The organism is Rhizobium sp. 10N414 (genome assembly GCF_056394785.1).
Map to the genome: position 1 here is coordinate 1 of NZ_JBFTIN010000004.1, position 19,891 is coordinate 19,891.

Sequence of the window (19,891 nt, forward strand, 5' to 3'; positions counted from 1 at the left end):
GCGCAATGTCGGTTGCCGTCACCTTGATGTCTGACGTGCCTGATGTCGTCGGCGTACCGCTGAAGGTGCGCGTCGAGGCATTGAAGCTCAGCCAGGTGGGAAGAGCGGTGCCGTCGGAAGAGGTTGCCGTGTAGGTCAGCGTGTCGCTGCTGTCGACATCGGTGAAGGTGCCGGCCGGCAGCACGAAGGAGAAGGCGGTACCGGCCGTGGCGTTCTGGGTGGCGGTCTGGGCCGCCAGAACCGGCGCGTCGTCGGCGCCGTGGATGGTGATCGTCAGCGMGGCCGTGGCGGTGGCGCCGGCGGCGTCGCGCATGGTGTAGCTGAAGACCTCGTTCAGCGTGTTGGTTGATTGCCGCAGCGCCTGCACCGCGGAGTTGGTCTCGTTGATCGTATAGCTATAGGCGCCCGTTGCATCGATCAGCAGGCTGCCATAGGTGCCGGCAAGTGCGGTGCCGAGCGTGCCTGTTGTCGCGCCGAAGCTGACCGCTGTGACGGTCTTGGTGTCGTTTTGATCCGGATCGGTGTCGTTAGCAAGCACATTGCCGCTGGCGACAGAACCGCCCGAACCATTGGCAACGCCGCCCTTCTCGGTCGCATCCCCGGCATCGGCAACCGCCGTCGGCGTCGTGTTGCCCGCTATCGTCGTGGTAATATTGAAGGTCTCGCTGGTGGCAAGGCCGGCAATGTCTGTTGCCGTCACCTTGATGCCTGACGTGCCTGTCGTTGTCGGCGTACCGCTGAAGGTCTGCGTCGCGGCGTTGAAGCTCAGCCAGGTGGGAAGAACCGAGCCGTCGGCAGAGGTTGCCGTGTAGGTGAGCGTTTCGCCGCTGTCGACATCGGTGAAAGTGCCGGCCGGCAACGCGAACGAGAAGGCGGTATTGACCGTGGCATTCTGGGTGGCGGTCTGGGCCGCCAGAACCGGCGCGTCGTCGGCGCCGTGGATGGTGATCGTCAGCGCGGCCGTGGCGGTGGCGCCGGCGGCATCACGCATGGTGTAGTTGAAGATCTCGCTCAGCGTGTTGGTCGACAGCCGCAGCGCCTGCACCGCGGAGTTGGCCTCGTTGATCGTATAGCTATAGGCGCCCGAGGCCGCGAGGACGAGACTGCCATAGGCGCCGTTGAGTGCGGTGCCGAGCGTGCCTGTTGTCGCGCCGAAGGCGATCGCCGTCACCGTCTTGGTATCGCCGGCATCCGGATCGGTGTCGTTAGCAAGCACGTTGCCGCTCGCAACCACGCCGCCCGAACCATTGGCAACACCGCCCTTCTCGGTCGCATCGCCGGCATCGGCAACCGCCGTCGGCACCGTGTTTGCCGTTGCTGGATTAAATAGTACATCGACCCAGTAGTTCTCACTGTTGAAGGTGCTGCTCGGGAAGACGCTGGCCGAATTATAGGTGTAGACACCGGCATTCGCCGGAGCCGTAAGGAATCCGTTTGTCACGGAAGACGCGAAGTAGTTTCCCGTTGCCGTGTAATGTCCGTAGTTGGTGTGATACGAGACTACATAGGTCGTACCAGCGGTGATCGCGACCGGGTTGGAAAAGCTCGCCGCCTGCCAGCCTACACCTGACTCGTTGCTGAAGGTGACCGTTGCCAGCCTGGTCCCCGTGCTCGACCACAGCGACGCTGTATGTGGCCCGATGTTCAAGTCGCTCTTGTAGTACCGCACGCCCGTGACCGTGCCTGCCACTGAGGATTGGAACTTCATTCCCACTTCGATCGCGTTGGGATCGACATCCGGCACGATGGGCGGAACGGCCGAAGCGGAAAAGAAGTTGTTGCCAGTTACCGTCACAGTGCGGCCGGCACCGGGGGTTTCGAGATTGAGGCTGTCATCCACCGCCCGGGTCTTAATATTGAACGTACCGGCTGCCTGCGCGACCCAGCTATAGGTCCAGCTCTCGTCTCCAACGGCCCGGTGCCACGTTGTCCCGCCATCGGTCGACACTTCGACGGCAGCGATGACGCCGCCGACGTCGGAAGCGGTTCCGCTGATGGTGATGGCGTTGCCTACCTTAAGAGGGGTCCCGTCGTTCGGCGCGGTGATCGATGATACCGGTTTTGTCGTATCCGTCGACTGCGTTGCTGATACCAGGCCTGCCTCCAATGTGCCAGGCTGGATCCCCATGTCCGCCAGCAGGTTGACCATGGCCTGCTTGACCCGCGGATCGACCGGCGTGGCCTCGAGATCGTGGTTCTGATCGAGTCCCCATGCCCAGTAAACCGTGCCGGCGCCGAACACCAGGGCGCCGCTAGGAGCTCGGTAAAGCGTCAGATTGTGCGTTGCGGTGGCAGTCCCGGTGATGGTGCCGTAGTCCAGCAGATATTGGTCCACGGGCAAGGTGGTCGACGACAGTTCGATCAGTCCGGCGGGACGCCAGCCATTATCGGGTGACTGATCCCATTCATATCCGAGATAGTTCTGCTGGAGCGTGGCCGTCTGGCCAGGTTGCAGGTTTGCCACGCTGGTATCGCGCCAGAAGCGCAGATTGGCGTCGTCATACGGGATGGTGATCGAATCGCTTCGGTACGAGTCGACCTGGAACATGGTGCCGGTCAGCGCGTTCTCCGGCCGCCCTCCCCCGACCGCGGTCGGGGAGACGAACCGTGGATCCCGGTAGGTTCCGGTCCATTGGTTATTCGGATCGATGGGGCCGGCCCTGGTCTCCTTGTAGCACACTAGGGTGCGATACGCTTGGGTGCCAGAACTGATGCTCGGAGCGAAGCGCGTCTCCCAGTAGACCTCGTTGCCGCTCCAGAAGCAGAGATTTACACCAGCGTCCCGTGCTGCCTCGACGTTGGTGCGTTGTTGTCCCGACCAATACTCGTCGTGGCCGACGCTCAGGAACATCTTGTGGTTCTGAATCAGGCTGCCGAGGCGATCGGAGTCCACTCCGGCCATGTAGGAAACGTCATAGCCGTTCTTTTCCAACCACTGGATGGCTGGGTACTCGACACCGAATATATAATCCTGTGGTCCGGCCGCCAGGCCGCCGCCCCTCGTGGTGATCGGGCGATTGTAGCTAACCGCGTATGCGCGCCCTGGGGACGAGTCGCCCCCCGGCCCGTTGCCCTGGTATAAATTGGCCCCGCCCCAGGGATTGTAGGCCTGCCAGGTCTCATCCGAAGTTTGGAAGAGGACGTCGCTGTGGCTGCTGTCGTCGCGCACGATGAACGGGATTTGGTTCTCGCCGAAGGTACCATCCTGACGCACGAGCTTCGCGATATAGATTCCCGACGTTGCGTCGGCCGGAATTGCCCAGGACGCTGAAACCGACCAGTTGCCGGCGTCGACCAAACCGGTGGTGCTGTCGCGCAACGCTGTAGGCTGGTTCTGGACGCCCGTATGCTGAATGGTGTCGACCTTGCGTGCTCCCATGCCGCCGTAATAACCGAGGCGATAGATGTCGATCCGATAGTTGTTGGAATTGGTATTGATCTTGAAGCTGACAGTCTGGCCCCGATTGATGCTAATGTCGGTGGCGAACCCCTCGATGTTCGAGCTCCCGGCTCCCGTGATGCCCCATTCGCTCTGCGGATTGCCCTGCTTCTGGTTTTCCGCCACAATCGCATTGGTGGTGGCGGCCGCCGCCGCCAGACTCTGCGTCGCTGCGCTTTGCGTGCCCACCGGTTCAGTCATCGAGCCGGAAAGGATATTCACACCCTGGGAGGTTGCGCTTGCCCCTCCGATCTCTCGACGGCCTGGCGATGACCCGTTCGAGACTGTTGAGCCCGTCCTCATTGTTGTTCCGTGCCAACCTGACAAGGGCGAAAGGTCGCGGTTCAGAAGCGGGTCGCTGACAGACGCGCCAAATGTTCCCTTGCCGGTCGCATAGTCCGATCCCTCGGCCAGCCTGGTTCCGGGCAGTTGGCCGTAACGCTGGAGCATGCCGCCGCCTTGCGCCCAATCGAGCATTCGCGTCGGAGAGGTATGGTAGCCGCAGATGCCAAACGCCAGAAATGAGTGCGATCCGTGAACACTCGCCCGCGCTGACGGGGTCGATTCAGGGGTGACGACCTTGCCGGAAGCGGACCCGCTCTCTACACTCATCGAACCTGGTCCGGACGCTGTCTGCGCAGCACCGTCAACGGAAATCGGCTGATGTACTACAAAGTCGCCGCGTTGAACTCCGGCTCCGCAGATCGTTGCGAAACTATCGGCCAACGACGGCAGTGTGGTGTCGTTATTGACCTGGCCGTGAGCGTCGCAGACCACCCCCGTCGACCGTTCGTCATCCTCATTGACCGCGATGGTGTTGACGGGACTGTCGGCGGCAGTGCCAGACTTAATCGCATCGGTCGTTTGTGCGGCCAGCGCGAGTCGATAGTTGTTATCTTCCCTATAGGCGGTGTTGCGAAGCTTGGCCTTTCGGCCCGCTAGCCACCGGGGAGTCAACGAATCCAATAGCATTGAGCGAGATGCCCAACGGAGAGCTTTGCGATGCATGGCATGCCCCCTCGCGAAAATCTACCAATGTGCAGATTGTCGAATGATAGCCGAAGAGGCGCGAAATACCTTGTACGCCTTTCGAGCTAAATCGGGCGATCACCTTTTGGCCAATAAGGACTATACCGCTCTCGCGTGACCGAGAGACGCCGTTGGAGGCGTCAGCGACGCCATGCAGGCGTTTTATGAGATCGTCAGAGAAGCGGGTCATGTCGACTAAGACCACGAATGGACATGGTTTTCGAGGTTGAAGCCTCCCTCGCCTTCCATGACGATGATGTGACCATCGCTGCATCAAACATCGCAGGATGCAACTGGCCCATCCGATCCTGATCGCTGGACCAACTCTCCGGCAGGAGCAGCCGTAAGCTCACCGGGGAGCCTCGTCGCGGTCAGCGAACACTCGAGCTTGGGATGGCAGAACTGTACCGAGGGTGAGCAGGAACGCGTCAGGATGGCCATGCGACCGAGCGAGAACGAAAGGAAGTGCGGCGCCAGGACGTTTGCTGCGATTCTAGCCCGCGAGAGCCAGGAGTTAAGCGCCGAGCTGTCAAGGACTGTTCCTGCCTTTGGCGGTCTTGCAAGGCGCCGATTTGCTGACCGCGTCCGGTTTCCCCTCTGCAGAGGCATATATTGCCAAAGGGCTGTCCGGAATGCTCGGACAGCCCCTTTATGGCTAGTTTGCAAGCAGATCGTTGACGCGGGTTTCGGCGTCTGTGAGCGCGGCATCGATCTCCTTTTGCCCAGTGATCGCAGAAGCGATCTCTTCGCCGATGATGTCGTTGACCGCGAACTGATGACGAACCTGTGCAGGCAGGGGTTTTGCGACGTTTGCGATGCTGAGGATCGTGGCGCGATGCGGCAGCGCCTTGAACTCCGCTGAGTCAATGACCGCCTGCTGAGCCGGCAGGTGACCGGTCCGGGCCCAATCGAAGTTGTGATCGGCCATGAACTTCAAGAACTTGCCGATCGCCGCAACCTGCTCCGGGGTCCGATCCTTCTTTGTCATCGCCCAGGAGTGGCCATCCGACCAATAGGCCGGTTCACCACCGAACACTGGCGGATACGGATAGACCGCATAACCGTTGGTGAGCGCGTTGTCGGCCTCTTTCGACAGGGCATCGAAGTCACCCACAACCCAGGTACCATTCAGAAGAACACCACCGTCCCCCTTGGTAAAGCCGGACAGGGATGCAGCATAGTCCTGGTCTTTCGTGGTCAGATCCTGATCGTAAATGTCCTTGAACAGCTGGACGATCTTCTTGGCTTCAGGTGTGTTGAGTTTGACGTGGGTCGGATCTGCGAAGAAGTCGGACTTCATCTGGGTCAGGTAGATATAGAGGGCACGATAGAACGCACCCTTTTCGTTGGCCATGCTCTGAACGAGATAGGGCTTGCCGGTCTTTTCCTTGAACTGCTTTGCCTGTGCGAGCAGTTCATCGGCCGTCTTCGGCAGCACTGGCGTTCCGTCATTATTCACCAGACCCGCCTTGCGGAAATAATTCATGTTGATGTGCCACAACATGGTGTGGGAATCGATCGGCAGGCCGAATATCTGGCCTTCCTTCGTCACCCCTTCCCGGCCCGCCGCGGTGAAAGTGGAAGAATCCACGCCGGCAGCCTTTAGTACCGCGTCCAGAGGCTCAAGAAGACCCTTCGACTGATAGTCGGACAGGACGGATTCATGGATGGTGACGACATCTGGCGGCTCGCCCGATGCCAGCTGCGCCGTCAGCTGGTCGTAACCAGGCCATTCGACGGTGTTCACATTGATCTTGATGTCGGGATTGTCGGCAACGAACTTGTTGATCTGCGACGTGATGATTCCGCACTCGCCTACAGCCTTGCTGACGTCGGTGTTGGTTCCCCAATCGGCGTCGCACGCTCCGAAGAACCGTTGAACTGTAATTTCGACCGGATCAGCGGCCAGAGCCGGCCACGACGCCATGGTCAGCGTCGCCGCCAGTAAGATATTCCTCATGCCAATCTTCATTGCAATCTCCTCCTATTGCTTGCGAAAATGCGCGTTGAAACCGGATTGTCAGATCATGATCGTCATCGCACTGCGTAACCCGAAACCGCGGTGACGATGTATTTCTGGAAGAACAGGTAGACAGCGAGCGTTGGCAGGCCCGCGAACACGGCCTGAGCCATCAGGAAGCCGAGGCCCTCAGTCTGGGCGAAGTTCATCTGCATGGACGCAATGCCGGTCGTGATCGTGTACATGTCCTTCTTGGTCGCCGAGATGAGCGGCCACAGATAGTCGTTCCAGGCACCGAGGAAGGTGAACACACCGAGTGTCGCCTGGGCCGGGATGGTGAGGGGTAGAAGAACCGTCCAGAAGATCTTGAAGCGCGACGCGTTGTCGAGCAGTGCTGCCTCGTCCAGTTCCTTGGGAATCTCCCGGAAGTACTGTGTCATCAGGAAAACACCGAATGGCGCAGCCAAACCGGGCAGGATCAGGCCAGGATAGGTATTGTGCAGTCGCAGCATGCTGAAGATCTGGTGACGCGCGACGATCACTGCCTGCTCCGGCACGGCAAGGCCGAACAGAACGATGACAAACAGAATGTCGCGCCCCGGAAACCGTAGCCGGGCGAAACCATAGCCGGCAAGCGACGACAGGATCAGCACACCCAGCGTCATCCCCGACGAAACGATGAGACTGTTCAAGAACCAGCGGAAGACATTGGATCCGCCAAACACGTCCGCGTAGTTCTTGATCGTATACGGAACGTGGAAGACCGAATTCGTATCCAGCTTCAGTTCCGCATTGAGCTTGAACGACAGCCCGACGACCCAAAGGATCGGCAATACCATGATCAGGCCGGCTGCCACGACGGCGAGAAGGATGATTCTGTCTCCCAGGGATTTTCCGACAATGCGGGAGCTCGTGCGGCTCATCGATTTTCTCCCTGCCGGTTGGAAAGGAAGTACTGCAGCATGCCGGCCATCAGGATGATCGCGAACAGGACCTGCGAGGTCGCAGCGCCCATGCCGACATCGAAGCGGGTGAAGGCAACGTCGTAGATGTAAAGGACAATCGGTCTCGAAGCATTGTTGGGGCCGCCCTGCGTCATCAGCTGGGCCTGGCCGAATACCTGGAACTGAAGCACGCTTTGAATGATCAGCACGAGCAGGAATGTCCGACGGATCGACGGAAGCGTAATGCGCCGCAGCGTCTTCCAGCGCCCGGCATTGTCGAGCGCAGCCGCTTCATAGATCTCGCCCGGCACCTGTTGCAGTGCGGCCAGAAACAGCATCATCGGCAAGCCTACGCCCCACCAGACCGTTGCGATCGCAACGGCCGGAAGCGCAAGACGCGCATTGCTTAGGAAGGTTACCTGCGGCAGACCGAACCAGCCGAAGATATTGGAAAGCAGGCCAATGTCGGGAATGAAGACGATGCGCCATATCAGGGTGACGACCGTGACCGACAGCACCGACGAGGCAAAGAAGACGGCGCGCATCACCGAGGCGAAGCGTGTCTTGCGATTGAGCGCCAGCGCGAGTGCAAGTCCGAATACCGCGAGAACCGGCACGGTCAAGACAACGAAATAGAGTGTATTCAGAACTGCCCCGCGGAAAATCTTGTCGCTAAAGAGACGCGTATAGTTTGCAAGCCCCACAAATTTGCCGGGGCCGAACAGGTCAGCCTTCGTCAGGCCTAGCCAGAAACCCCAAAAGAGAGGAATGACGAGCAGGCAGACGAAAACAAGCACGAAGGGCGCAACGAACAAGCCGTTTCGCAATCGGGATTCGTTCATGTGGATGGCCTGGCTCATCACGCTGCCTCTGCGGTGTGATAGCCGCGGCCGGCCGCGTCAAAGAGGTGGGTCCGGCGGCCGTCGAACGTCAGGGCCACGGCTGCGCCTGGCGCGAGTGGGCTGTCTCCTTTGGCTTCTGCCACCAGCAGCGAGTTATCTGCGATGCGAGCATAGACGAGCGTGCGATCCCCCAGCCGCTCGATGACCTCGACAACGGCATCCGTGTCGCCTGTGCCGGATCGCCCGATCGAAATGGCTTCAGCGCGGACCCCCATCGTGTAGTCGCTGGCCGGCGCCAGTTCTTTGATTGGAACCGCCGTATGGACAGTCGTTCCGTCGGTTAGGCGAACAAAATCGCGGTCCAGTTTCACKGGCAGGAAGTTCATGGCAGGAGAACCGACGAACTCGGCGACGAAACGTGTCGCAGGTCGTGCATAAATCTCCATTGGTGTGCCGACCTGTTCGATGCGGCGATTGTTCATGACCACGATCCGGTGTGCGAGCGTCATCGCCTCGATCTGGTCATGCGTCACGAAAACCATCGTTGATTTGACGCGGTTGTGAAGCTGCGCCAGCTCGACGCGCGTTCTGACACGAAGTGCTGCATCAAGATTCGACAAGGGCTCGTCGAACAGGAAGGCTTGCGGCTCCTTGACAATCGCGCGGCCGATGGCCACGCGCTGACGCTGACCGCCGGACAATTGCCCCGGCTTGCGATCAAGCAGCTTGTCGAGAACAAGAACATTTGCCGCCTCCGTTACCCGGCGAACGATTTCCGCTTCGTCGACCCCGATGTTGCGCAAGCCGAAGGCCATGTTGTCGCGTACGCTCATATGCGGGTAGAGCGCATAGTGCTGGAACACCATGGCGATACCGCGCTCGCCCGGCGGCAGATGATCGATGCGTTTGCCGTCGATGCGTATCTCGCCGCCGTCGATGCTCTCCAGCCCGGCAATCATTCGCAGCAAGGTGGATTTTCCGCAGCCGGATGGGCCAAGGAAGACCATGAACTCGTTGGAATTGATCGTCAGGGACAGGTTGTCGATGACCTGCACCGCACCATATTGCTTGCTTATGTTCACCAGTTCGATGAGCGCCACTTATTCCTCCGCTGATTGAGTTCCAGAGCCTGCCGTTTGAGGCCGAGCGCGGCTTTCCGCGCCCGCCTCAGCTCGTTCATTTGCTCTGATTGACCGTCGCGATCATGGCATCGAACAAGGCAGCAGCGACCGGATCGGTGCCGGCCTGGCCACTCGTCAACCGGAAGGTTGTTGCAACGAGATTGCCGCGCCCCACACGTCGTTCAGCGATGGTGACCGCGGGTTTGTGGACCCAACCGATGACCAGCCCGCCGTGGACCGGTCCGGCATACTCGAAGGTGCGGAAGCCCGTCATGACATGATGTGGAACGACCTTCTCGAAGGACAGGTCGAGCAACGGACCACCCGGCAATGAAGCAAACGCACCTTTACGTCTTATCCAGCTGAAGTTGGCAATCCAGTCGCCACGCCACAGCGTACCTTCACGTGCGATCAGTCCGATTCCTGGGAGCTGCTGGTCTATACCAACAGGCATATCCCGTTCATCGATGGTCATCTCGCGATAGAGCTTTTCGCCTTCGGGAATGTCCTTGCGCAGATTGCGGTGCGTGGGAATGCTGCCATCGGCGATCACAAGATAGCGTGCCCCGTGGCGCATTGCCTCAATATCGCTCTCATCAAGGGCATGCGCCAGATTGACGTCCGCCTTATCAGGCTCAGAGACCGGATAGCCCAGTGTCTCTGCAAAAGCGCGAAGCGCCGGATCCTTCGAAGCGATGCTCGGCAGGTTGGCTCGGCTGCGCTTTGCGTACAGCGCGATATCGAGAACATTGGTCGCAAGCCGCCGTCCGCTGGACAGGACCTCAACTTCGATGCGAAGCGTGCGATTGACGTCGGTTTCCGGCATTTGCATCGGCACGATGCCGACGCTTGCCACCGCGTTGGCACCCGTTGCTGGCAGTGCCCGCTCGCCGTCCTGCCCGTAGGTCCAGCGGATCGTTGCGCCATCCGGAATGGACGCGCCACCGGTCGCCACCGAGAGATCCACCTCCAGGAGTTCGCCGGCGTAGGCAGACCAGGCATTCGGGCGGGCGATCACGACGATGTCGCTATTGATGCTCGCGAAGTCGTCGTGGAAGACACGCGGATTTCTGTTGATGTCCAGAAGGCCGTTTGCCTCCCAATGAACGTCCGTGAATTCGGTGATGACGTAGCCGACGATCTTGGGATGGGCGCGCATTACCTCGATTTCATATTTGAGGTTCGCGAACTGGTACCATTGCGCAGCCTCGATGAACGATCCGAAGTCCGTAAAGACGGTGTCCAGATGGAGCGCGCGGAAGCGCTTTTGAACGCCGTGCGGATAGGCGACGCCATCACCCCATGTCGCACCGGTTTCCATCCAGAAGGGCTCGGAACCATCTTGCAGAAGGAGTTTCGAGGGATCGGGCAAGCCCCACACGCCGAACTCGGAGACGATGAGAGGCTCTTCGCCTCGCCACTGCGCATCGCCAAGGCCAGAATAGGTCCACGCTGCGCCCTCGGCAAATTGCCTGGTGATGTCGTCCCACTCCTCGCGTCGTTCCGGAATGGAGCGGTAGTAGTGGTAGTCATTGAGGTCCGACTTCACGTGGAAGTTCGGGAAACAGGCGGAATTGTCCGAAACAAGACGGCTCGGGTCGAGCGTCTTCAACCAGTCGTAGGTCTCGGCGAGCCACTGGCGATGATCGGCGTTCTCGACGATACGGGTTCCCCAATCCTCATTGATGATCGTCCAGGCGATGATCGACGGGTGGTGGCCATCGCGCCTGACGATTCCCTGCATGGTCTCGCGCATTCGCCCGGCCGAGGCGTCGCTGAAGGTCTGGACGTTCGGAATTTCGGTCCAGATCAAAAGACCGATACGGTCCGCCACATCGTAGTAGCGCGGGTCGGGAACCTTGATGTGAATGCGCAGCGTATTCAACCCAAGTGCCTTGGCCTTGCGCGCCTGGTCCTCGAGGAACTCAAGCGAAGGCGGCGTGCAGATGCCTTCGGGATAGTAGTCCTGATCAAGGGCGGCACGCATGTAGAGCGGAGCACCGTTGAGGAAGAGCTGGCCGCCCCTGGTCTCGATGGTGCGAAACCCGAATGTAACCGAAGTCGCATCGACGATTGCGTCTGCGACCGAAAGACTGATATCGGCACGGTAAAGCTGCGGTGCATCAGGCGACCAGGACTTCACCTCGCCAACAACGACGCTCAAGGTGCGACCAGATCCCTTAGCCGCGGCCTCCAGGGCTCCGTCCGGCCCGTAGACAGCGACGCGCACCTCAGCGTCTGCCGCGGATGCGGAAAGGTCCAGATCGAAGCGAACAACACCCGAGGAAAGGTCTGCCCTTACCTCGGCATGCTTGATGTGGCTGGTATCACGCGCCTCCAGCGTCACCGATTGCCATATGCCGCCGAGAGGGCCGTACCAGCTTTGCTTGCCATGCGGAATTTCCGCAAAGGGAAACTGCGGGTACCTGGTCGCGTCGGCGCTCGGAAGCGTAACCGAGACCTCGATCTCATTTTCCGGTTTGAGGATGCTGTTCGGAATCGTCAACGAGAACGGAAGGTAGCCTCCTTCGTGGTTGCCGATAGGCTGACCATTGACCAGGACTTCAGCAAAATAGTTCACCGCGCCGAAGTGAAGGGAGATGTCGCGCTCCGCCCATTCTTGCGGCAGGAAGAACTGCCGACGGTAGCTTGCAGTGCCAAACGCGTCGCGAAGATCGGCAAATTCGGATTGCCAGACGGATGGAACGGAAATCGAGCGCCAGTCGGCATCCCCTTCGAATTTGAACTGCCAGAGGCCGTCGAGTGTCATTCGCTTGCGCGCGTCCTGGGATAGCGGCAAAGCGGGCGTGACAGGGGCGGTCATGTACTCTCTCCCTTGCGAATTATGTTATTAGTTATATTATTAGTTATGGGTACAGAGAATATAACTACCTGGCAAGCCGGAAAATTCGGGACCCGCAAAACCCACAGTGGACGGTTGTCGGAAAAGTGGGTTTTCTATAATTTGATGAATGGGATGGGCCGATCGATGAAGTGGGACAAGCATTGACCAAGCGTGCAACCATGGTTGACGTTGCACAGCGTGCAGGCGTCTCACAGGCAACGGTGTCGCTGGTATTGAATGGGGTCAGCAATCCCCGCGTTTCCGAGGTGACCCGATCGCGCGTCGTGGAAGCGGCCGAAGCCCTTGGTTATCGCAAGGGCCCTCGACACAATGTTCCCGAGCATCGGCGACCCGTTATCGGGCTGCTGCTCGATGAAGTCAGCACAACACCGTTTGCCATGCCCTTCATCGAGGGCGCGCGCGATGAAGCGGCCCTGCAGGATATCCTGATCGCAACCTTCTGCACGCGCTCGGATCCCAAGATCGAGAGCGCGGCTCTCGATCTGCTTCAGGAATTGAACGTCATCGGCATACTTTATACCACCCTGACGACCCGACAGATCGTTGTCCCGGAACGGCTGAACGACATCCCCACAGTTCTCGTGAATTGCTATGAGAAGCATCGGCGTCATCCCTCGGTCGTTCCCGGCGATATCGCCGGCGGGCATGCGGCGACCGAGGCGCTGCTGAAGGCCGGTCATCGAAGGATCGCTCACCTGAAGGGCGAGGACTGGATCGAAGCTGCCAGGGACCGCGAAAAAGGATACCGGCAAGCGCTGACCACATGGGATGTGCCCGTCGACGAAGACCTGGTACTGATGGGAGGATGGACCGTCAATGGCGGCCGCGAACTGACCCTCAAATTGCTTGATCGGAAAGACCCGCCGACTGCCATCTTCTGCTTCAATGACCGAATGGCCGTCGGCGCATATGATGCCATCAAAAGCCGCGGCCTGCGTGTGCCCGAAGACATCTCCGTGGTGGGATTCGACGACGAGGATCTGGCCTCCTACATGGTGCCACCACTTTCAACGGTGCTGTTGCCCCATGACGAAATGGCGCGATGGGCCGTCGGTGCCCTCCTCGACCACAACGAGGGTATTTCATCCCACCGAACCACCCAGAAGATCAAGCTCGAGTGCCCATTCGTTGAACGCGGTTCGATCGCAGCCCCTCAGTCTTGATGCGGTTGATACATTGCCCCGTCGTTTTTGACCTTGGAAGAGGATCATTGTCGGTCCGCCGAGGAACGGGATCATGTCGACCAGGAATCGCGGGATGTCGCGCACCCTGGCGCGCGCCCCGTGATTTTCCTGAAGTGGTTTCGTTTGTCAGCGTTCAGCAAGCTTGAAACTCACGCATCGTCGATGCTGGGCGGCGGCAGGTGATCTGGTGGGTTCCCGGGGCCGCTTACTCAAAGCCGAGGCGCTGGGCTGCCTGGCGGAACAGCGCCTGGTCAGTGGGCGGCAAGTGGAATGCCGAGATGAAATCGTTCAGCCGATAGGCGGGATACCGATCGTGTATCATGGCGAGATAAGACTTCCCCTCACTCAGCCGTCCCGCGATCGACAGGCAAAGTGCGGCGATCGCCAGAATGTGAGCGTGAGCATTCGGACGGGCGGCGGCCTTGACGCCCCAGTTCGCGGCATCCTCGAAGCTTCCGAGGCGCACGAGAGCCAGGGCACGGCTTGCAAGCATGCCGAAGAGCAGCGGGTCGAAAGGACTGAGCGCGCGGGAGTGATCGGCCGCCAGGATCGCGGCGCCCGGATCACCGGACTGGGATTGAACGAAAGCGAGGGAGTAATGCGCGATCGCGAAACTGGGGCTCAGTTCGACCGCCTGTTGCAGCTCGCTGACGGACTGATCGTGCAACGCTCTCAACCATAGCGCCCGGCCCATGGCGAGATGTGCCGTCGGGTCGCGATCATCGACCATCATGCTCTGGCTCGCTGCTCGATAGGCAAGTTCGGCCTCGGCGTCGCGATCCGCCCAATGCTGGAAGGCACTCTGGAAATGGGTGAAGGAGAGCCCCGCATGCGCACGGGCAAACGTCGGGTCGAGGCCAATCGCCCTTTCGAAGAAGCGCTGGGCTTGCTCGTTGTCGCTCTTGGTGAAGCGATACATGTGCCAGAGCCCCCGGTGGTGGGCCTCCCAGGCGTCGAGAGAGTTCGGCGTCTTCAGGAGGGCACGATTGCTCTCGATCGTTTCGACTTCGCGCTCGATCGAGACGACGATCCTGCTGCCGATTTCCTCAAGGAGGAGGAAGGTATCGGCCACACGGCGCTCGAAGACCTCCGTCCAGGCGATGCGCGCTGTTCTTGCCTCTGTCAACTCGACGCGAAGGATAATGCGGTCGCCGACGCGCTGAAACGATCCGTCGACCACGTAGTCGACGCCGAGCAGCCGTGCTGTCTCGTCAACCGTGTGGTGCCGGTCCCTCAGCGCAAACATCGTGCCCTGCGCGATTACATGGAACGAGCGCAGCTTCGCGAGCCGTGTGATAATGTCGTATGCCAATGCATCGGACGGACCGCCAGGAGCGGCTACGGCCGACAGCTCATTGAACGGCATGATCGCAATTGATGCGCGCCGAGGCTCCTTGAGCAAGCTTTCGGTTTCGGGTGGAGACGATGCAGCCACAGCGCTGGCGCTTGGGCGCTGCTGCCGGAAGGTCTCGTCTGTCTGGGTTCTGGCCGTCTGCCAGGCGTCGCGCAAGGATCGCTCATTGATACCCTCGGCATCAAACAGCTTCGCGGTCGCTTCCAGATGCTCCTCGCCTTCTCGAAAACGACCCGCCTTGGCGAGGGACATCAATAGCAATTCGTGCGGGCGAAGGTCGAAGGGCGCAAGCTGGATCCAGCGATCGAGATAGGTTTGTGCCTCTTCGGGCGGGAAACGCTGCACCATATGCTCGAGAAGGGCTGTATGGATGTCGCGCAGCCGACGACGTTGCGACAGCAGCCATGTTTCGAATGCCGGGCTACGCTCGACGCCCGATCCTTCGTGAAAGTCCCCGGCAAACAGGGCTGCCAGGGACCGCAACTGGCTGAGTGACTGCGTCTTGAATCCATGCTGACAAGCCGCAGCCGCCTCGATCGCATCGATAAAGCAGTCCGACAGATCCAGTCTGATGGTGTCGCCCTTCGTGATGACGCGTTGTTCCCCGATCAGCGTGCGAATCTTGCTCAAGCACCATCGCAACTCGCCACGCGGATCGTCGGGGATATCCCACAACAGATCGCAAAGCTGCGCCCTGCCGCACGGCCTCGGTGAAAGCGCAAGGTAGGCCAGAAGAGATCGCACCTTCCGGGAGCCGGGGAGCTTCAGATCGACGCCCTCTCGCCGGATCGCCATCGGGCCGAGCAGTCGGATCTCGAGCGGGCCTCCAGGTTGATTTGCGTCCCCGCCGCCCGATTCCACGCTCATTCCCACGCCAGCTGCCACGCCGACCCCCACTATCCCTGTCTAAGCCAGAGACCGTGGCACGACACGTGCCCAACCACGGTTGCCATAGACGCACCATGAGGCTGATCAATCTGACCCAAGGAGAAAACAATGTCCACATCTGCGGCCGTCGCCAGTAATCCTCAGCCCGCCGTCGATTTCAGCGCGCTCAAGGCCAGGCAACAAAGTGCATGGTCCTCGGGCGACTACGCAATCGTTGGGACGACCTTGCAGATTGTCGGGGAAAGCCTCTGCGAAGCGCTCGATCTGCGCGCCGGTTCGAAGGTACTTGACGTTGCGGCCGGCAACGGCAACGGCGCGCTTGCCGCAGCCCGACGCTGGTGCGAGGTCACGGCAACCGATTACGTTCCGGCGCTGCTCGAACGTGGCCAGGAGCGCGCCAAAGCCGATAGGCTGCCGATCGTCTTCCAGGAGGCCGATGCAGAACATCTGCCGTTTGCCGATCAGTCCTTCGACAATGTGCTGTCGATTTTCGGCGTGATGTTCACGCCCGACCAGGAGCGCGCTGCGTCCGAACTCATTCGGGTCTGCAAGCGCGGCGGCTCGGTTGGCCTTGCGAACTGGACCCCTGACGGTTTCATCGGGCAGATGTTCAAGACGATCGGCAAGCATGTGCCGCCTCCGTCAGGTGCTCGCTCGCCGGCGCACTGGGGCTCGCGGGCACGGCTTGACGAATTGTTCCCGAAAGCCGTCGCGTCGATCGCAGCAACGCCCAGGCAGTTCGTGTTCCGATACAAGTCACCGGACCATTGGCTTGAGGTCTTCCGGACCTATTACGGTCCAGTGCTGAAAACATTCGCCGCCCTTGACCCGGCGGCGCGAGATACACTGACCGACGACCTTTTGGTGCTCATGGAACGCTTCAATCGCGCCGATGACGGCACCGTGGTCGTGCCAAGCGAATATTTGGAGGTCATCGTCACGAGGCTCTGAACACAGGCTTCCGACACCGGCCGGGCATGGGCTTTAAATCCCGATGCTCGGCCGTCAGGTCGAGCGTGTTGTTTTCGAGCCAGGCGATGCCGCCCGCTTGGAGTTGGAACAACGCTCTGATCTTGGAAACGAAAGCCCGGCTGCTGGCAGACTGCCCCTGATTGGAGAGGAGACTCAACCAGGATTTCGCGCGTTTGAAATCGCGCCTGGGGGCAACATGACACCGTCTGAGTTTAGCGCGGCCGTGGTGGTCGCAAGAATGTCGGCAAGCGACATTCAGGAACTGCTTGGCATTGACGAACGAACCAGAAGCCAGCTTGCCTCTGGAGAGAAGCCTGTGCCTCGTTGTGTCGCCTTGTGTCTGTGGCTCATGGCTGCCTATGGCGTTTCCATTCTGGAGGCTCGTGTCCTTGCGGAGGATCCTGGCAGTTAAGAAACCCGCTCCGGCGGAGCTCAAGGAGCCGATCTCTCGCTTTCGCAAAAATGGATCAATGCTCCAGTTCTGGCCGCTATAATAGAAGCCGAGAATGATGGCCTGCTCGTCTGTGACGGTGAACGCGATGTCACACGCCGCTCGAACCCAACCGTGCGAAGGCCGGGACGATTACCGTCATGCAACGTACCGCGCTCGGAGGCGACATCGAAGCCGCGCACATAGGTTTCCAGGCGGTCGATAGCCAAGCGCGATGTCGGAGGATGTCGCATCCGCAATCCACGCATAGAGCGACAGCAGATCGGCCGAGCTTCCGGTGATATAACCGTGCGGCACTTCACGTCTGGTCTTTCACCCGCTCCGCATGACGGGTGCGCACGCTGGCGAACGCATCATCGACACTGACACCGCGCGCGGGATCGGCCTTCATCGCGTCGAGGCTCGGGGCTGCCTGATGCTGGAGCCAGCGCCCGACCGGCTCATCGCGTTCTTTCAGCGCAGGAATACCCTCGCGGACCACCTCGCTCGCCGAAGCACAATCACCCGCGCTCACCTTCGCGTCGATAGACGCTGCCTGATCGCCCGGCAGGCTGATGGTTCTTTTCTCGATGGTCGCCACGATACACCTCCAGCATCCATCACATCACGTGGTATGAAATTCATGCCATCGACCTAAGCGCACTTCCATAGGCCAAAACCGTAGAATTCTGCACACTCTGACGATCTGAAAGATGTGCTCTACCTCATCGACGTCTTGACGATGCCGTAAAGACTATGGCCGCGGTTTGTCGGCGAAATGCTTGATCGCGTATTCCGCAACACGCTGGTTCGACTGCCTTGCGTCATCGAGCCAGAACGGGAAGAGTTGCCACTGGTGGATCATGCCAGGCCAGATCTCGGTCTCGACGTCGACTCCGACCTTTCGGGCCTTTTCAGCCAGCCTTAGCGTATCGTCCAACAATGCCTCGCCCGAACCGACCTGGACAAGCAATGGTGGAAACCCGGTCATGTCGCCATAGAGGGGCGACACCATCGGATCAGTGGGCGAGCGTGTTCCGAGATAAGCCTTGCGCATGAGATCGAGCTGAGCGGCGTCGATCAGTGGATCGGTGCTGGCGTTGGCCGTCAGCGATGCGCCTGTTGCAGCCAGATCCGTAACGGGGCTCATCGCCACGACGGCCGCAGGCAACGGTCCCTTGACCCGCATCTGCCTGAGCGTGGCTTCGATCGCGAGGTTTCCGCCGACGGATTCGCCAACGACGACGACATTGCTGGCCTCATAGCCGGAACCAAGCAGCCACCGGTAGGCTGTCAGCGCGTCGTCGATTTGTGCGGGATAGGGGTTATCAGGTGCAAGCCTGTAGTCGATGAGAAGCACGTCGGCGGACGCCGCCTTGGCCAGTGCGCCCGCTATGGCCCGGTGCGTGCGCAACGAACCGCCATAAAAGCCGCCGCCGTGGATATAGAGAATAGCGCGCTTGCCGATCGGATGATGCAGCCTTGCTGGCCAGATGAGCTGCGCATCGACACCATCGGCATCGACAGGCCTGATTTGCACGCGCGTCGGCTCGGGGGTGGCTTCCATCATGTCTTCGAACGCGTTGCGCCGATCGCGCAGGCTGTCGGCCTTCGCATAATAGTGCTTCCATGTTTCGACGAGCTTGCGGACCTGGTCCTTCGAAACCTGCGTCTGGACTGGCGTATCCCCGGCGCTCGTGGGCGACATCGAGAAGGCGACGGCAAGGCTTGCGACCAGACATGTTTTGGTCAGTCCCGCTATTGAGCGCATGATCGCCGCGGACGCACGCCCGCGCGATATGTCGACCCGCCGCCGCAAAATCTCCATCACAAGCACCGCGAAACCTCCGATTCAGGACATCTGTCGAGACAGGTGAAACCTGCCACGACCACGGGCCCTGTCAAGCTCGCCATGGTTTAGGACGCGACCCTTTTCGGCGTGTGAAAGTAATGCCTCTGTCGTATGCCGGCTAGGCTTTGGCCGCGAGCTCTTCCACGCGCTTCAGATTGACCACCGCCTTTACCGGCAGGTGATCGGAGGCAATGCGGGCAAGCGGCGTGTCGTGCGCCTCGACCGCTGTCACGACGCCCTTGCGGTTTGCCATGATGCGATCAAGCGCGAGAACGGGAAGTCGTGCGGGAAAGCTCGGCACGGCGAGCGGCTGCGGGCCGAAGGCGGACTGGAACGTGTGCAGTGACGAACGGTCGCCGAGCCGCCACTCGTTGAGATCGCCGAGCAGGATGGTCGGGACCTCACGCTTGTCGGCCATCAGTTCGACCAGCATCTTGGCCTGCTGTGCGCGCGAATGGCGAAGCAGCCCGAAATGGGCGGCGATGATGCGCAAGGCCCCGCCGCGTTCGAGATCGAGTTCGGCGACAAGCGCGCCGCGCGGCTCAAGCCCGGGGAGGTTGATCTGGTGTACGTCACGGACGAGGCCACGCTTGAAGAGCACGACATTGCCATGCCATCCATGAGCCTTGGCCATGCCGTTAACCGGCACCGGGATAAGTCCGGTCTCCCGTTCCAGCCGGCCGAGATCGAGAATGCCGGTACGCTCACCAAACCGGGTGTCGGCCTCCTGAAGCGCAATCACATCGGCATCGATTTCGTGGATGACCCGGCTGGTGCGCTCCGGATCGAAACGACGATCATTGCCGACACATTTGTGAACGTTGTAAGAGGCAATCAAAGTGCCGTCCGAGCGCGGCTTCTTCTCCGAATGCGCTGCATCCAGTCGCCTTTTTCGATTGCGGATCGATGCGAGGATGTTCGAGGGCAGACTGTCCTTTTTGGCATGCATCGGAGTTTGCTCGCGCTCCGTTGGTCGAAGTGGTTTGATCCGGAGTATAGGCCGGCTATTG

Annotated in this window: 12 protein-coding genes; 2 read left to right on the forward strand and 10 right to left on the reverse strand. The window is 60.2% G+C overall.

Going from position 1 to position 19,891, the window contains the following annotated elements; genetic code table 11:
* From AC1DE4_RS06190 to AC1DE4_RS06215, 6 genes are all read right to left on the reverse strand, one after another.
* The coding region (locus AC1DE4_RS06190; protein ID WP_477880490.1) for a N,N-dimethylformamidase beta subunit family domain-containing protein at positions 1-4,447 on the reverse strand (4,447 nt) is incomplete at its 3' end.
* A gap of 676 nt (positions 4,448-5,123) precedes the next feature.
* Positions 5,124-6,440: an extracellular solute-binding protein gene (locus tag AC1DE4_RS06195; RefSeq protein WP_477880492.1), complete on the reverse strand. Its 1,317-nt coding sequence runs from the start codon at positions 6,438-6,440 to the stop codon at positions 5,124-5,126.
* 62 nt (positions 6,441-6,502) lie between these two features.
* Complete coding sequence (locus AC1DE4_RS06200) at positions 6,503-7,351, reverse strand: carbohydrate ABC transporter permease (RefSeq protein WP_477880494.1); 849 nt, start codon at positions 7,349-7,351, stop codon at positions 6,503-6,505.
* Positions 7,348-8,232: a carbohydrate ABC transporter permease gene (locus AC1DE4_RS06205; protein WP_477880496.1), complete on the reverse strand. Its 885-nt coding sequence runs from the start codon at positions 8,230-8,232 to the stop codon at positions 7,348-7,350. The genes AC1DE4_RS06200 and AC1DE4_RS06205 overlap by 4 nt, the downstream gene beginning before the upstream one ends.
* Complete coding sequence (locus AC1DE4_RS06210; RefSeq protein WP_477880498.1) at positions 8,232-9,314, reverse strand: ABC transporter ATP-binding protein; 1,083 nt, start codon at positions 9,312-9,314, stop codon at positions 8,232-8,234. Before AC1DE4_RS06210 ends, AC1DE4_RS06205 begins: the two co-directional genes overlap by 1 nt.
* Before the next feature lie 76 nt (positions 9,315-9,390).
* Positions 9,391-12,159 (reverse strand): glycoside hydrolase family 2 protein, encoded by a 2,769-nt coding sequence (locus AC1DE4_RS06215; protein ID WP_477880500.1) that lies wholly within the window; start codon positions 12,157-12,159, stop codon positions 9,391-9,393.
* A gap of 182 nt (positions 12,160-12,341) precedes the next feature.
* Here AC1DE4_RS06215 and AC1DE4_RS06220 point away from each other — a divergent pair, with 182 nt between their 5' ends.
* Entirely contained in the window at positions 12,342-13,364 is a 1,023-nt protein-coding gene (locus AC1DE4_RS06220; RefSeq protein ID WP_051420024.1) for a LacI family DNA-binding transcriptional regulator, read from the forward strand.
* A 226-nt stretch (positions 13,365-13,590) separates the two neighbouring features.
* Here AC1DE4_RS06220 and AC1DE4_RS06225 read toward each other — a convergent pair whose 3' ends face one another.
* Complete coding sequence (locus AC1DE4_RS06225; RefSeq protein ID WP_477880503.1) at positions 13,591-15,606, reverse strand: transcriptional regulator; 2,016 nt, start codon at positions 15,604-15,606, stop codon at positions 13,591-13,593.
* Positions 15,607-15,735: 129 nt separating this feature from the next.
* Here AC1DE4_RS06225 and AC1DE4_RS06230 point away from each other — a divergent pair, with 129 nt between their 5' ends.
* Positions 15,736-16,578: a class I SAM-dependent methyltransferase gene (locus tag AC1DE4_RS06230; protein ID WP_477880505.1), complete on the forward strand. Its 843-nt coding sequence runs from the start codon at positions 15,736-15,738 to the stop codon at positions 16,576-16,578.
* 770 nt (positions 16,579-17,348) lie between these two features.
* Here the strand turns inward: AC1DE4_RS06230 and AC1DE4_RS06235 are convergent.
* The 3 genes from AC1DE4_RS06235 to AC1DE4_RS06245 all read right to left on the reverse strand — a co-directional run bounded on the left by AC1DE4_RS06235 (position 17,349) and on the right by AC1DE4_RS06245 (position 19,830).
* Positions 17,349-17,630, reverse strand: a complete 282-nt coding sequence (locus tag AC1DE4_RS06235) for a ribbon-helix-helix domain-containing protein (protein WP_477880507.1) — start codon at positions 17,628-17,630, stop codon at positions 17,349-17,351.
* Between the two features lie 153 nt (positions 17,631-17,783).
* On the reverse strand, positions 17,784-18,857 hold the full coding sequence (locus AC1DE4_RS06240; protein WP_477880509.1) for an alpha/beta hydrolase: 1,074 nt from the start codon (positions 18,855-18,857) through the stop codon (positions 17,784-17,786).
* A gap of 142 nt (positions 18,858-18,999) precedes the next feature.
* A complete protein-coding gene (locus AC1DE4_RS06245) occupies positions 19,000-19,830 on the reverse strand; it encodes an endonuclease/exonuclease/phosphatase family protein (protein WP_477880511.1) in 831 nt (276 codons plus the stop codon).
* Between the last annotated feature and the right edge of the window lie 61 nt (positions 19,831-19,891).